Raw genomic sequence first — 14468 nt, forward strand, 5'->3', positions numbered from 1 at the left:
GGATTGCAGATGTTTTCATTTTTTGAGCGCCTGGTACAGGCGTTCCCACAAGAGTCTCCACAGCAGCCACCGGCTAATCTGCTTGGATTCTGCTGGTATTATTCGAAAGGCATGAAAGGTGCGCTGATCAGCCTGTCCTGCCTGAGTGCGGTGATTGCGGTTCTGGAAGTCAGCCTGTTTGGCTATCTTGGCCAGCTGGTTGACTGGTTTTCAACCCGCAATCCACAAACTTTTCTGGCCGAGGAAAAGACCAGCCTGCTGTGGATGACACTGGTGATTCTGGTGCTTTTGCCCGGCGCCATTGTGCTCCATTCACTGGTGAATCATCAGACTTTGTTGGGCAACTTTCCGATGCGGATCCGCTGGCAGGCTCACCGTCATTTGTTGGGGCAGAGTCTGGGCTTTTTTCAGGATGAATTTGCCGGGCGGGTCGCCACAAAAGTCATGCAGACGGCACTGTCAGTAAGAGAGACGGTACGCAAGCTGCTTGATTTGATGGTGTATGTAAGTGTTTACTTCGTTAGTGTTTTCGTGCTGGTGTTTAACATCGACTGGCGCCTGAGTATGCCTCTGGCAATCTGGCTGCTGGCGTATATCACTATCCTCAGAGTGCTGCTGCCTAAGCTCAAATCGGTTTCTGAAAAACAGGCCGATGCCCGCTCGATGATGACAGGGCGTATTGTTGACAGCTACACCAATATCGCCACAGTGAAACTCTTTGCGCATACCAACAGAGAAGTGGGCTACGCCAGAGACAGTATGGATAACTTCCTGACCACGGTGTATCCGCAGATGCGGCTGGTAACTGTACTCAATACCTGTGTCTGGATCAGTAATGCGCTGTTGATCTTCTCCATCACCGCACTGGCTATTTATCTGTGGATCGGCAGAGCGGCTACCGCCGGCAGTATTGCGGTGGCGGTAAGCCTAAGCCTGCGATTAAACGGCATGTCACAGTGGATTATGTGGGAAGTGGCCGGATTGTTTGAAAACATAGGTACGGTGCAGGATGGTATGAATACCTTGTCGATTCCCGTCAGGGTCAATGACAGAGAGGATGCCGGCAATCTGGATATCGGCGGTGGCAGCATCGAATTTAAGGATGTGGGATTTGCCTATGATGAACGCAATAAAGTGTTTGAAAAACTCAATATCCGTATTGCCCCGGGCGAGAAAGTGGGACTGGTGGGGCGTTCCGGCGCCGGTAAATCGACATTGGTTAATCTGTTACTGAGGTTTTATGATGTGCAGTCCGGGCAGATATTGATTGATGGTCAGGATATCTGCGATGTGTCACAGGAGAGTCTGCGCGGTAAAATCAGTATGGTGACTCAGGACACCTCATTGCTGCACCGTTCTGTGCGGGAGAATATCCTTTACGGCCGTATGGATGCCAGCGAAGAGGAAATGCGTCATGCAGCCCGGCAGGCAGAAGCCGATGAATTTATTCAGCAGTTATCCGATTTGCAGGGGCGCACAGGATACGATGCCCATGTCGGTGACCGGGGGGTGAAACTCTCAGGTGGTCAGCGCCAGCGTATCGCCATCGCCAGGGTGATGCTCAAAGATGCCCCTATTCTTATTCTGGATGAGGCCACCTCGGCTCTGGATTCTGAGGTTGAAGTGGCGATTCAGCAGTGTCTGAATAAAATCATGCAGAATAAAACGGTAGTGGCTATCGCTCACCGCCTCTCTACTATTGCGGCAATGGATCGCTTGCTGGTTCTGGATGAGGGGCGTATTGTGGAGTCTGGCACCCATGCACAACTACTGGCTCAGAACGGCATTTATGCCAGATTGTGGGCCCACCAGACAGGTGGCTTCCTGGGATTGGATTGAGAAATAGCGATGACTGATTATCAAAGAGTTCATGGCAGTGTCAGCATTGAATTGCAGGACAGAATTCTGATTCTGCACGCAGAAGGGCCGGCCAATGCTGATTTGATTCAGCAGTATCAACATGATGTAAAACACTATCGCGAATTATTGCGCGGCAAGCCCTGGGGTAATCTGGTGGTGTTTTATAACGAGCCATTGTTCCCGCCGGATGCCAGGGAGCTGATGTACCAGTCAATACAACGGTCAAGGGAATCAGGTATGGTAGCGGTGGCGGTGGTATTGTCCGACGTAAACAGCCCCCTGACTGTTCGCCATTTCTGGGACGCTATCTATACCCACGTCGATATGCCCCATGATTTTTTTGATTCTCAGGATCAGGCTTGTGAATGGCTGAAGACCTTTCTCTGAGTAAAGGAGTGTTTATGCGAGTGTTAGAAGTATTTTTGGTGGCGCTGGTGTTGTCTGGTGTTGCCCGGGCCGCTGAAACGCCGGTGAGTTTTTCACAGGAGTCCTATAAAGACTATGTGAAAACTCTCGCGTCTGATCACTTTGAAGGGCGAGGCCCCATGACCGAGGGGGAAGAGCGCACAGTCAGTTATCTGGTTGAAGAGTTGAAAAAGCTCGGCGTGCAGCCGGGATACCAGGGTGATTTTATTCAGACCGTGCCTATGGCCAGTATTGCGGCCTCACAGGATATGCAATTGGACATTGGCGAGCTGAGTTTTGAGCCCGGTACAGACTTTGTGTCCAGAACTCAGAAAATGACCAAACTTACTGAGTTAAATGACTCAGAAGTGGTTTTTGTCGGTTACGGTATTGATGCCCCTGAGTATGGATGGAATGACTATGCCGATATGGATGTGAAAGGTAAAACCCTGATTATGCTGGTTAATGACCCTGGCTATGCGACTCAGGATGAGTCTGTGTTTCGTGGTAACGCCATGACCTATTACGGCCGCTGGACCTATAAGTATGAAGAAGCCATACGTCGTGGCGCCAGCGGTGTATTTATTGTGCATGAAACCGGCGCGGCGGGTTATCCCTGGAGTGTGGTTGAATCCGGAGCCACGGGTAGCAAATATATGCTGGTGGATGACACCGGCAATGAAAACGAGCTGGAAGCCATGGGCTGGATTCAGAGTAAGACCGCCGAACAGATTTTTGCCTCTGTGGATCTGGACTTTACGCAACTCAAAGCTGCGGCGGCGAAACCTGGCTTTAAGCCAATGACGCTGGGCGTTAAGGCAAACCTGCGTACCACCCACTGGAACAAGATGGGTGAGAGCAAAAATGTCGTTGGGGTAATTCCTGGTACCAGCCGTAAAGATGAGTATTTATTGCTTACTGCCCATTGGGATGCGTTTGGTAAAAAAGTCGGTGTCAAAGGGGATAATATTTTTAATGGCGCCGTGGATAACGCCTCAGGGGTGGCAGGTGTGCTGGAGCTGGCGAGAATGCTGAGTGAGAGGGAAGAGCCGCTGCAACGTTCCGTGCTTATTGCCTTTTTTACCGCCGAAGAGACGGGCTTGCTGGGTGCGTTCGCCTTTGCCCAACAGCCACCTGTACCGACACGTCAGATGGTTGGATTATTTAATATCGACAGTATGAACCTTGCCGGGGCCACTGATTATGTTCTCAAATACGGTGATGGACTGCAGGAACTGGAGGACTGGTTAGAGGACGCTGCAGCCGGGCAGGGGCGGCGCGTAAAACCCGACGCCAACCCGCAAAATGGCCTGTTCTTCCGCTCCGATCATTTTGCTCTGGCGCAACAGGGGGTGCCGGGGTTGCTGTTTATGGATCTCGGTGACAGCGATCCCGAATATATTGCCAATCGCTATCATAAACCTGCCGATGAATTTCTTGAAAGCTGGCAGTATAGCGGGGTTAAAAATGATCTGAACCTGATCTATTCCTTGCTGGACAAGCTGGGTAATTCAGATGCCTGGCCCGGCTGGAAAGAGGGAGCGGAATTTAAACACATCCGGCAATCTGATCTGTCCCGGCCAACGGGTAATTGACCCGGTAGGTATAGCCCGCCTTGCCAGTCCGGCGCATGATACGCCGGACTTAGTTTTATTGTTGCAATGTGCTTTTTACTTTTTGTTACCTGAAGTTACCGTTTTATGGGATGAATGGGGTTGTGAGTAAGGAATAAGCAAACTAAATTTAGTTATGTGCCACAAGTAATACAGAGGTTGGCAATGCAAAAGTGCATGATTCCGGCGGTTCTTTCAGGCCTGATGTTATTGGGCTGCGCAAGTCACACACAACAGGTTGAGGTCAACCCGCAATCTCATTTTGCCGATGAGGCTTTTGACGGCTATCAGCAGGTCGCTATTGAATCCCGGGAGGAAGTCTTTGGTCTCAGCCGGGAAATGCGCAGCTTTGTTGATAAACAGATCCTGCGGGTAGATGACCCCAAAGTCCGCATCCGTAATCTGGTCAAAGGTATCTTTGATCATTCCCATATGAACCTGCTCTATGACACCAGTGCCAACACCACTGCCTCGCAAACTTTTGACAATCGCATAGCCAATTGCCTGTCTATGTCGATCATGACCTATGCTATGGCAGATTACGCTGGCATGGATGTGGCCTTTCAGGATGTGGATATTCCCGAGTTCTGGACCCGGGATCAGGGATACAGTTTACTTAATGGGCATATTAACCTGAAGATCCTGCCGCGCAATGAACACAACACCACTTATATCCGCAAAGGCGGCTTGGAAGTTGATTTTGATCCTCAGGGATACCGTGTCAAATTCCCCAGCCGGGAAATCGATCAGCAGCAGATCCTGGCCATGTTCTATAACAACAAAGCGGCTGATTATCTGATCGATCAGAATTACCCTGCGGCTTATGCTTACCTGCGGGCCTCGGCGACCACCGCACCGCAACTAAGTGAAACCTGGGTCAATCTGGGCGTGCTTTACAGGCTAAATGGCCAGTTGCAGAGAGCTGAACGGGCGTATCAGCAGGCGATTGCGCTGGATGACAACCAGACTGCAGAGGAAAACCTGGCGCATTTGTATAATCTCACTGGCCGGCATGAAATGGCGGAGGCGATACTTGCCCGTATTGAACGCAGGCGCCTGGCTAATCCTTATTATCATTACCTGTTGGCTGAGCAGGAGTTTGAGCAGGATCACTGGCGTCAGGCCATAGAACATTACCGCAAAGCACTGTCTCTGGACAGAAACAAGCATGAGTTCTATTACGGTCTGGCGAAGGCTTATTATCAGCTCGGCGATCTTTCTGCTGCTGAGCGTTATCTCAGAATGGCCAAACGCCGTTCAGTCTTTGATCAGGATGAGAAACGTTACCAAAGCAAACTGAATCTGCTCACCCGTATCTAGGCACCGGAATCGACGTGAAGACTCCCCTGCAGAGCCTGTTTGTCCTGCTTTGCCTGGGTCATAACCCGGCTGCTTTAGCAACGATAAATCCAGACAGGCTGGAGCAGCACGTAAAGGTGCTCAGCGCCGAAGCGATGGCAGGCAGACGCACCGGCACGGTCGGTTCCGAGCTGGCTCAGCACTATATCGCCAGCGCCTTCGCAGAATTAAGAATAACGGCTTTTAAAGACGATTATCGCCATCCTTTTCATTTCGGTGCCTGGCTCTCTGAGCAACAGGGGGTGAATCTGGTGGGCTGGGTACCAGGCACAGAGCGACCAGAGGAATATATTGTGGTCAGTGCCCATTATGATCATCTGGGCAGTAAAGGCAGAGAAATCTTTTATGGCGCGGATGATAATGCCTCCGGCGTTGCAGCACTATTAGTGATTGCTGAAAATGTTTCTGCAGCGCCGCTGCGCCATTCAGTGATCTTTCTGGCCACGGACGCCGAAGAGCTTGGTCTTTATGGCGCCAAAGCCTTTACAGAAAAACCTCCAGTACCACTGGACAGGATCCGGCTGAATATAAATCTGGATATGCTCGGTATTGGCGACCGCCGCAACAGGCTTTACGTAGGTGGAGGCAGGGGTAATAAAACCTTAAGCCAGGCCATCCGCAGGGCCGAAGTGCAGGAGCCATTCCAGCTACTTGCCGGTTACCCCCGTCAGCCCCGGGGATTTGGTACAGGGCGCAGAATCAATTACCGCAACGCCAGTGATCATGGGGCGTTTGCCAGACATGGCATCGACTTTCTCTTTATTACCACAGGGGATCATGCTTATTACCACACCGGGGACGATCGCTTCGAACAACTGAACATGAAGTTGTTTTCTCAGGCAACACAAGCTGTCTGGTCGTTATTAAAGCAAGTGGATGACAGCAACCTCAGCGCTCAGAAATAAGCCAGCTGGATCCCAAGGCTGATGCGCTGCTGATGGCGGTTGTAATCAATAAGGGAGTCGCCATAGCCATTAAAATACTGCAGTAATACCTCATATCTGTCACTGATCGGGTAGCTCAGGTTGACTTCGACACTGCCTTTATTGTCACTGGTTTTGAGGTTGTTCCTGAGCAGCGTCACCAGATTAAAGTTACCCAGACGAGTGCCGTATCCCAGCTCGAAATGTCCGAGGTAGTCAGTAATATCCGGATTGTCGTCGCCATGAGGATCCAGAGGATCTTCTTTCTCATCTTCTTTGAATCTGTACCAGGCCTTGAGGTAATAAAAGGAGGTTTCGTCACTGAACAGCAGTGAGCCATAAAGCCGGTTCCAGCTTCTGGAGCGCAACTGGTTCTGACCATTGGACTGATGATTGATACCAATCTGCGCCATATTAAAGCGATAACCCAGGATCTTCAGTTTGGTTTCAAAGGTGTAGAACAGTTCCGGCTCATAATTGGTCTCCCGGAAGGGCTTGGAAATTTCACTGTTATACACCTGCCACAAAGACAGGGCGGTAAAGCCAAAATACAATCCCTCAATACTTTCAGTTTTATTGGGAAGGTGCACAGGCATCTTGATGCTGATTTGAAACTTTGCCTCGAAATTATCAATACTACCTTCGCTGAACCCGCCGTCACCCAATTGATTCGGGTTGCTTTGATAGCTGAAAGGAAGCAGGTAGTTAAGTTTGTGCTGGGTAAAACTATAGGGATTGCCCTGGCTGCTGACATCCGCCTGCATACGTTTTTTCACCAGGTTGTCTTCATCTCCGCTCACCCGCTCTATCAGCAGAAATTCTTGCTCTTTTTGTTGCTGAGCTTCCTGTTTAGTCTGCGCTACGGCGATTTGACTCAGCCCGCTGGCCGCTAGCAGCGCCAGTATTCCCTTCCACTTTGCCATTTGTCGTTTATATTCCATCCATTTACACCAAAAGCAGATTCTACCCCAACCCCTATGCCCGGTAATACCAATTCGGACGAATATCTCAGATTTGCATGAGTTTGTTGTTTTTCTTCTGCACCATTACGGGGCGCCCTGTGAAAGAGGCCCTGTAATGGTGCATTTATATCCGCAGGCTAACCGGATTGTAAATATAACATTATGTTTTAAAAGAGTAATTTATTCTGGCACGGCACTTGTTTAGCTCTTGGTGTCGACACACAAATAACTAATCAGGAGCAACAAGATGAAATTAGTCAGTGCCATCATCAAGCCTTTCAAGCTTGACGATGTTCGTGAAGCGATTTCAGAGATTGGTATAGACGGTCTGACCGTTACCGAAGTGAAAGGCTTCGGTCGTCAGAAAGGCCATACCGAACTCTATCGCGGCGCCGAATATCAGGTAGATTTTCTCCCCAAGGTAAAGCTGGAGATTGCCGTTCAGGATGATCACCTCGATCGGCTGGTAGAGGCCATCGTTTCGGCGGCCAAAACCGGCAAGATTGGCGACGGCAAGGTGTTTGTCTTCGACTTACAGCATGCGGTGCGGATCCGTACCGGTGAAACCGATAACGACGCTATTTAACAGCAGGAGGAGAAAATAATGGAACAAGCATTTCATTTGCAATATGCGCTGGATACCTTTTATTTCCTGGTCTGCGGCGCGCTGGTAATGTGGATGGCGGCGGGCTTCACGATGCTCGAAGCAGGTTTGGTAAGAGCCAAAAACACCACAGAAATCCTGACCAAGAACATCGCCCTGTATGCCATTGCCTGTATCATGTACATGGTTTGTGGTTACGCCATCATGTATGACGGCGGTATCTTCCTGGCAGGCATTGAGAGTGTGGATGTGGATGCCACCCTGGGCGAGTTTGCAGCCCGTGAAGATGGTTTTGCCGGTGGTGCAGTGTATTCTGCCGCCTCAGACTTTTTCTTCCAGGTGGTGTTTGTGGCAACCGCCATGTCGATTGTTTCCGGCGCTGTTGCTGAGCGTATGAAACTGTGGGCTTTTCTGGCTTTCGCTGTGGTGATGACCGGGGTGATCTATCCTCTGGAAGGCAGCTGGACCTGGGGCGGCAACGACGTTTTTGGTCTGTATAATTTGGGCGACCTGGGTTTTTCTGACTTTGCCGGTTCCGGCATTGTACATATGGCCGGCGCAGCAGCAGCCCTTGCCGGTGTGCTGTTACTGGGGGCCCGTAAAGGCAAGTACACCAAAGACGGAAAAATTAATGCTATTCCCGGTGCCAACCTGCCACTGGCCACGCTGGGTACCTTTATCCTGTGGATGGGTTGGTTTGGCTTCAACGGTGGCTCGGTACTGAAACTCGGTGATATCGCCAACGCCAACTCTGTTGCCATGGTGTTTCTCAACACCAACGCAGCCGCAGCCGGTGGTGCCGTTGCCGCACTGATACTGGCGCGTATACTGTTTAAAAAGGCCGATCTGACCATGGCTTTAAACGGTGCTCTGGCGGGTCTGGTCGCTATTACCGCAGAGCCAGCAACACCAACAGCCCTTCAGGCGACTCTTTTCGGTGCCGTTGGTGGTCTGATAGTGGTGGGCTCTATTGTGGCACTGGATAAGCTCAAAATTGACGACCCTGTGGGGGCCATTTCCGTGCACGGTACTGTGGGCCTGTTTGGCTTGCTGATAGTGCCGCTGACTAATACGGGGGCGACGTTCAGTGGCCAGATTATCGGTGCCGTAACCATCTTTGCCTGGGTCTTTATCGCCAGTCTGGTCGTCTGGGGTGTGCTCAAAGCCGCCATGGGTATCCGGGTTAGTGAAGAAGACGAATATCAGGGACTGGATGTGGTGGACTGTGGTCTTGAAGCCTACCCGGATTTCACCGGTTCACGTAAGTAATACAATAGCTTAGAGTTATCAGAGCGGGCCTGTTATATAACAGGCCCGCTTTTTATTGGTTCTCTTCAACGGAGTGTTGATAATTGGCTATTAACGGATTTATCCTTTATTCTACAGTTACTTAATCTAATCGCTTTTACCCCGAATCCAGTTCAGGAAGCCCCATATGCTTAGCTTACAGCGCCTTGTACTCGTTCTTTGTCTTATCGCACCGAATGTTATGGCTTACGACCGAATAACAGGCTTGCCCTTTGCCTCGCGCTCTGAAGTGATTGCGCAAAATGGTATGGCGGCTACCAGCCAGCCGCTGGCCACACAAGTGGCGCTGGACATTCTTAAAAAAGGTGGCAATGCTATCGATGCGGCCATTGCTGCAAACGCCATGCTGGGGCTGGTGGAGCCGACGGGTAATGGCATTGGTGGTGATCTTTTTGCCATTGTCTGGGATGCCAAGACCCAGAAGCTGTATGGGCTCAATGCTTCAGGTCGCTCGCCGAAGTCTCTGACCCTGGAGTATTTCCGGGAACAGGGTATGACAAAGATCCCTTCCCATGGGCCCTTGCCGGTTTCTGTGCCCGGTGCTGTGGATGGCTGGTTTGAGTTACACGGAAAATTTGGCAGCCTGCCGATGACCGAAATCCTTGCGCCCAGCATCGACTATGCCAGAAAAGGTTTCCCGGTCTCAGAACTGATTGCTTACTATATGCAACGCAGCGCGCCGATTCTGAGCAAGTTTCCTGGCTTTAAAGAAACCTATATGCCTGATGGGCGCGCGCCACGTAAGGGGGAAGTGTTTACAAACCCGAACCTGGCGTCGACCTATGAAAAAATTGCCACCGGCGGCCGGGATGCTTTTTACAAAGGGGATATCGCCCGGATTATAGCGTCTTATATGAAAGAGCAGGGTGGTTTTCTTACTGAGGAAGATCTGGCCGCTCATACATCGGACTGGGTTGAGCCGGTGTCCACTAACTATCGTGGATACGATCTGTGGGAACTGCCGCCCAATGGCCAGGGCATTGCCGCGCTGCAAATCCTCAACATCCTGGAAGGCTACGATATTGAAGGCATGGGTTTTGGCTCGGCAGAATATATTCACACCTTTGTGGAAGCCAAGAAACTGGCCTTTGAAGATCGCGCTAAATACTATGCCGATCCCGATTTTAATGAGATCCCGGTGGATTGGCTAATCTCCAAAGACTACGCCGAACAGCGGCGTAAACTGATTGATAACAACAAAGCCGCCAGGCGTTATGACGCAGGCATTAACCATGGCGATACCATTTATCTGACCACAGCAGATGCACAGGGCAACATGGTGTCGCTTATCCAGAGTAACTACCGCGGCATGGGCTCTGGTATGACTCCAACCGGCCTGGGCTTTATTCTGCAGGACAGGGGCGAGATGTTCTCGTTACAGCAAGGTCACTTTAACCAGTATGAGCCCGGTAAACGTCCTTTCCATACTATTATTCCGGCTTTTGTGACCCGCAATGGTAAGCCCTGGCTGAGTTATGGTGTAATGGGGGGGGCTACGCAGCCACAGATGCATGCCCAGATCCTGATCAACCTTATCGATTTTGGCATGAACCTGCAGGAAGCAGGAGATGCGCCGAGGATATTACATTCAGGTTCCAGCGAACCCACAGATGAGGTGATGGAAGACGGTGGCTATGTGAGCCTGGAAAGTGGATTCAGCCCTCTGGTTCGCCGTAAGCTGGTACAGATGGGGCATACTCTGACTGATGTGTCCGGCGCTTTTGGCGGTTATCAGGCAATCATGTGGGATGCACAAAATGCGGTGTATTATGGTGCATCAGAGAGTCGCAAAGACGGTCAGGCCGCAGGCTACTGAGGTACAGACAAAGAGCTATGTCGCAGCCACAAAAAGGAGTCTGTGCAGAACCGAGTCTGCATGCACTTTATCTGTTATTCAATGTGATTGATGAAGATGCCGCCAGGATCAGAAAGAAGCTGGCGCAATTGCTCAACATCTTCGAATACTATGATGAAGAGCATTATGAAGCCATGGTGTCAGGTATGGTGGCTATTGGCAGTAATTACTGGCTCGAGCTCTATCCTGGCCTTATCCCTGTTGAGCTGGCGCCGTTTCCTGATTTACACAGTGAAGATCGCCGTGCCCCGGCCGAACCTTGCGATCTGTTTATTCAGATCCGTGCCGACCGTGCAGATATCTGCCATCTGATGGGTATGGAGGTCTGTGAGCTGCTCCGGGAACAGACTGAGCTGGTGGAGCAGGTAAAGGGCTTCCGTTATCTTGAGGGCCGTGATCTGACAGGATTTGTGACTGATGCTGATAATCCTAAGGGCATGAAAAAGCTCGACGTCGCCATTGTCGGTGACGATGATGCGGATTTTTCCGGCGGCAGCTATGTGCACGTGCAACGTTATCGTCATGACCTGCTGCGGTGGCAACAGTTGGATCTGGCCCGTCAGGAGATGATAATGGGTCGCACTAAAGACGATAACAAACGCTTAAGTGACACCCTGATGGCGGCGTTTTCTCACGCTGCACACACCGGCAATGCTGCCAAAGCGAGTAATATGCTGTTTCACAGCATGCCCTACGGTGATATGCAGACACAGGGATTGATGGTGGTGTGTTGCTGCAGCAGTGCCAGGCCTTTTGTTGCACGTCTTGAGAGCATGATATTTGGCGATCAGGATGGCAATTATGATAGGTGGCTGGATTACACCAGCGCAGAAACCGGCGCAGCCTTCTTCGCGCCGTCTATTCAGTTTTTAAAACGCCACGCCAGCGATTTATAAGACACAAAAAGACATCTTCACCGGCAGAGCCGCCGAGTAAAAGAAATATTCACCACAGAGACACAGAGAGCACAGGAAAGTAAAGGGGTTAAATCCTTGGTATCTCTGTGTTTCTCTGTGGCTATTATTGTTTTTCTTAACGTCGCTGGGTGCCAGAAGACCGGAGCTTTTCCTCACCCCTTACTCTTCACAATCATTTTCAGCGCTCAAACACTTCCTGCAGCACATGGCCGGTGGCCTTATCAGGCTGGCTGATACCCAGCAGCGCCGACAGTGTCACGGCTAGATCTTCAGGAGAAACCTGGCGGGTGACTTTTTGCGCGGGAATTTTCCAGCCGGCAAAGTGCAGCGGAACATGGGTATCGTATCGGTACGGCGAGCCATGGGTCGCCGCCGCATAGTTGCCGGACATGGCAGAAGACTGCTGAACCAGCACCACATCGCCACTGCGATCTGGTACATAGGCGTTTTGTACTTTGGTGGCGATGGGGTCAAAAGACAAATCCTTTGACATCAGTTCGCTGCGGGTAAAAACCCGGCCAACACCGGGCACGGTTGCAGCCAGGTCCGCCAGTTTCTGTTGTGCTTCGGGCACGGGTATCTGGTGTTTGGCCAGCAATGGGTAGTCGAGATAAACCGATGGTAGTTGTACCGCCCTGATGAGTTCACCTTCAATGTTGAAGTGCTCAGTTAGGGCCTTATTCAGGGCTTTGACCTGGGTGCTGATATCACCACGAAAAGCACTGAAACCCAGCGATCTTTTGTATTCAGGGATGGCGTCTACGCCATGATCCGCTGACAGGGCGATCAGAACATTTTCCAGACCTATATGATTGTCGAGGAAACCGAACAGACTGGCCAGAGTACGATCCAGACGGATAAGGTTATCCTCCGCTTCGAGGCTGTTCGGGCCGAACATATGGCCAACATAGTCGGCAACAGAAAAGCTGACAGCCAGATAATCGGTATGCTCACCTTTGCCCAGCTGATGCTCGCTGATCAGCATTCTGGCGAACTCCGCAGTCAGCTCATCGCCGAATGGGGTATATGTCAGCATGCTGTAGTAAAGTTTGTCCGCCTTATCCGGCAGCTGATGGGGAAAGCCCTGGTTAAACCCCTTTGGCGGGATCTGAAAGGTACGATTGGCACTGCTGTTCTTATAGCTTTGTGTTGGCAGGCTTAAATCCCATTGGCTGTCAACAAAGCTGTCCTTTAACCCGGACTGATTGAAACGCTGTGCATAGCCCGGCAGATGTTTAAAAAAGAAACTGCTGCTGATCATATTGCCGCTGTTTTTGTCATACCAGAAGGATTTGCCATGTTGTCCGCCAGTCAGCACCGCACCGCGGTCCTTGATTGATACCGAAAAGATCTTCGCCTTGCCCTGGCTGGCCAGGTATAGCTCATCGGAAAAGGTCGAAGCCATCAGGTTGGCAGGCGAAGAGCTGTAGCCCTCGGCGCCAAGTAAATGAGTTGACTCATCTGCTACACAATAGACCCGCTCGCCGGTTTGCCGGTCAGCCCAGTTGTTGGCTGCTATTCCGTGCTGAGAGGGCAGTGCGCCGGTTGCCAGGGTCCCATGGCCCACTGCAGTCAGTGTGGTGTTGTGCCGGTAATGGGCATTGATATACCGGGTGCCCTGTGTAAGAAACTGATTAAAACCTGGCTGTTGTGGCGCTTTGATAAAGTTATCCTGATAGCGGCTGAGCATATCTCCCCGCAATTGATCGACAGTGATCTGTAAAACCAGTTTCGGTCGCGCCAGTGCACTTGTGCTGATCACGACAAGGCCAATCAGTAAAGCTATGGATCTGATGCTCATATTCATGTGCTCCTATTTTACGCCCAGTTCACGAAGTCGTTCTTTGAGGTAGCTGTCTGCGGTATGCCGGTCAGAGAGCACTACTTCCGGGCGGGGATGTAAAAACAACGGCAGGGATATGCGCGATCTGCTCTGATCGGCTCCTTGCGGATTGATCACTCTGTGGGTGGTGGAAGGAAAATAACCTCCGGAAGCTTCCTGTAGCATATCGCCAATATTGACGATCAGATTGCCAAAATCACAGGGCACATCCAGCCATTCCCCTGTTTTGCTCTTAACCTGTAAACCAGGCTCATTGGCGGCCGGTAGTATGGTCAGCAGATTGATGTCTTCATGGGCTGCCGCCCTTATTGCGCCGGGCTCTTCACCACCAGTCAGTGGCGGGTAATGCAATACCCGCAGCAGAGTTTGCTGGCTGTTTTTAACCATCTGTGACAGCGGTTCACGGTAGTGACGGCAAACCTCATCCGGAGAATATTTCTCTACCCAGCCCAACAGTTCGGCAGCGAAGTCTGTGGTCTGGGTATAGTAATCTGCCAGTTGTTGTCTGAGGCTTTCAGGACAGCGCCCCCAGGGGTAATAATGGAAATATTCTTTAATGTCTTTGGTTTTATGCCCTTTTGCCACTTCAGAAACGGTCGGCGGAAAGTAGCCATCCTGAGTTTCTTTGTCATATAAAAACTGATGCTTTTCTTCGCTGTCGAAAAACGCCTTACCGGCTTTGTAGATATCATCGACCTTTTTCTGGTCAATCGGGTGGTTCTTCAGAACGCCAAAGCCGGTCTGGTGCAGGGATTCCACAAAAGCCTGGTCGGCATTGTCGGCGTGATAATCTATGGCTATGAGTTTCATATGCTGTTT

General features: G+C 50.9%; 12 protein-coding genes. 9 read left to right on the forward strand and 3 right to left on the reverse strand.

The genetic code is table 11. The features are described 5' to 3' along the window. Nucleotides 1-9: 9 nt before the first annotated feature. The 5 genes from AT746_RS03620 (at nucleotide 10) to AT746_RS03640 (ending at nucleotide 6142) form a co-directional block, all read left to right on the forward strand. Nucleotides 10-1839, forward strand: a complete 1830-nt coding sequence (locus AT746_RS03620; RefSeq protein ID WP_062476559.1) for an ABC transporter ATP-binding protein — start codon at nucleotides 10-12, stop codon at nucleotides 1837-1839. A 9-nt stretch (nucleotides 1840-1848) separates the two neighbouring features. Next, entirely contained in the window at nucleotides 1849-2247 is a 399-nt protein-coding gene (locus AT746_RS03625) for a hypothetical protein (RefSeq protein WP_062476562.1), read from the forward strand. Between the two features lie 14 nt (nucleotides 2248-2261). Continuing rightward, nucleotides 2262-3860, forward strand: coding sequence for a M28 family metallopeptidase (locus tag AT746_RS03630; protein ID WP_082633380.1), 1599 nt, complete (start codon nucleotides 2262-2264; stop codon nucleotides 3858-3860). A 183-nt stretch (nucleotides 3861-4043) separates the two neighbouring features. Then, entirely contained in the window at nucleotides 4044-5198 is a 1155-nt protein-coding gene (locus tag AT746_RS03635) for a tetratricopeptide repeat protein (RefSeq protein WP_062476568.1), read from the forward strand. A gap of 14 nt (nucleotides 5199-5212) precedes the next feature. Continuing rightward, nucleotides 5213-6142, forward strand: a complete 930-nt coding sequence (locus AT746_RS03640) for a M28 family peptidase (RefSeq protein WP_062476571.1) — start codon at nucleotides 5213-5215, stop codon at nucleotides 6140-6142. On the opposite strand, the gene AT746_RS03645 is transcribed toward AT746_RS03640, so the two are convergent. After that, nucleotides 6133-7101: a phospholipase A gene (locus AT746_RS03645; RefSeq protein ID WP_231731005.1), complete on the reverse strand. Its 969-nt coding sequence runs from the start codon at nucleotides 7099-7101 to the stop codon at nucleotides 6133-6135. The genes AT746_RS03640 and AT746_RS03645 overlap by 10 nt on opposite strands. 268 nt (nucleotides 7102-7369) lie before the next feature. Here AT746_RS03645 and glnK point away from each other — a divergent pair, with 268 nt between their 5' ends. The 4 genes from glnK to AT746_RS03665 all read left to right on the forward strand — a co-directional run bounded on the left by glnK (nucleotide 7370) and on the right by AT746_RS03665 (nucleotide 11785). After that, complete coding sequence (gene glnK / locus AT746_RS03650) at nucleotides 7370-7708, forward strand: P-II family nitrogen regulator (protein WP_062476576.1); 339 nt, start codon at nucleotides 7370-7372, stop codon at nucleotides 7706-7708. Nucleotides 7709-7726: 18 nt separating this feature from the next. Beyond that, the gene (locus AT746_RS03655) at nucleotides 7727-8995 is read left to right on the forward strand and encodes an ammonium transporter (protein WP_062476578.1); all 1269 of its coding nucleotides are present in this window, start codon (nucleotides 7727-7729) and stop codon (nucleotides 8993-8995) included. 166 nt (nucleotides 8996-9161) lie between these two features. Further along, nucleotides 9162-10850 carry a gamma-glutamyltransferase gene (ggt, locus tag AT746_RS03660; RefSeq protein WP_062476581.1) on the forward strand — a complete coding sequence of 563 codons (1689 nt, stop codon included), beginning with the start codon at nucleotides 9162-9164 and terminating at the stop codon, nucleotides 10848-10850. Between the two features lie 17 nt (nucleotides 10851-10867). Beyond that, nucleotides 10868-11785: a Dyp-type peroxidase gene (locus AT746_RS03665; protein WP_062476584.1), complete on the forward strand. Its 918-nt coding sequence runs from the start codon at nucleotides 10868-10870 to the stop codon at nucleotides 11783-11785. A 199-nt stretch (nucleotides 11786-11984) separates the two neighbouring features. On the opposite strand, the gene AT746_RS03670 is transcribed toward AT746_RS03665, so the two are convergent. Together AT746_RS03670 and AT746_RS03675 are read right to left on the reverse strand one after the other, a co-directional pair. Beyond that, the gene (locus AT746_RS03670) at nucleotides 11985-13607 is read right to left on the reverse strand and encodes an alkaline phosphatase family protein (RefSeq protein WP_062476587.1); all 1623 of its coding nucleotides are present in this window, start codon (nucleotides 13605-13607) and stop codon (nucleotides 11985-11987) included. A gap of 12 nt (nucleotides 13608-13619) precedes the next feature. Then, nucleotides 13620-14459: an isopenicillin N synthase family dioxygenase gene (locus tag AT746_RS03675; protein WP_062476590.1), complete on the reverse strand. Its 840-nt coding sequence runs from the start codon at nucleotides 14457-14459 to the stop codon at nucleotides 13620-13622. Nucleotides 14460-14468: the final 9 nt, after the last annotated feature.

It is taken from the genome of Lacimicrobium alkaliphilum, from assembly GCF_001466725.1.
Classification (GTDB): Bacteria; Pseudomonadota; Gammaproteobacteria; order Enterobacterales; family Alteromonadaceae; genus Lacimicrobium; species Lacimicrobium alkaliphilum_B.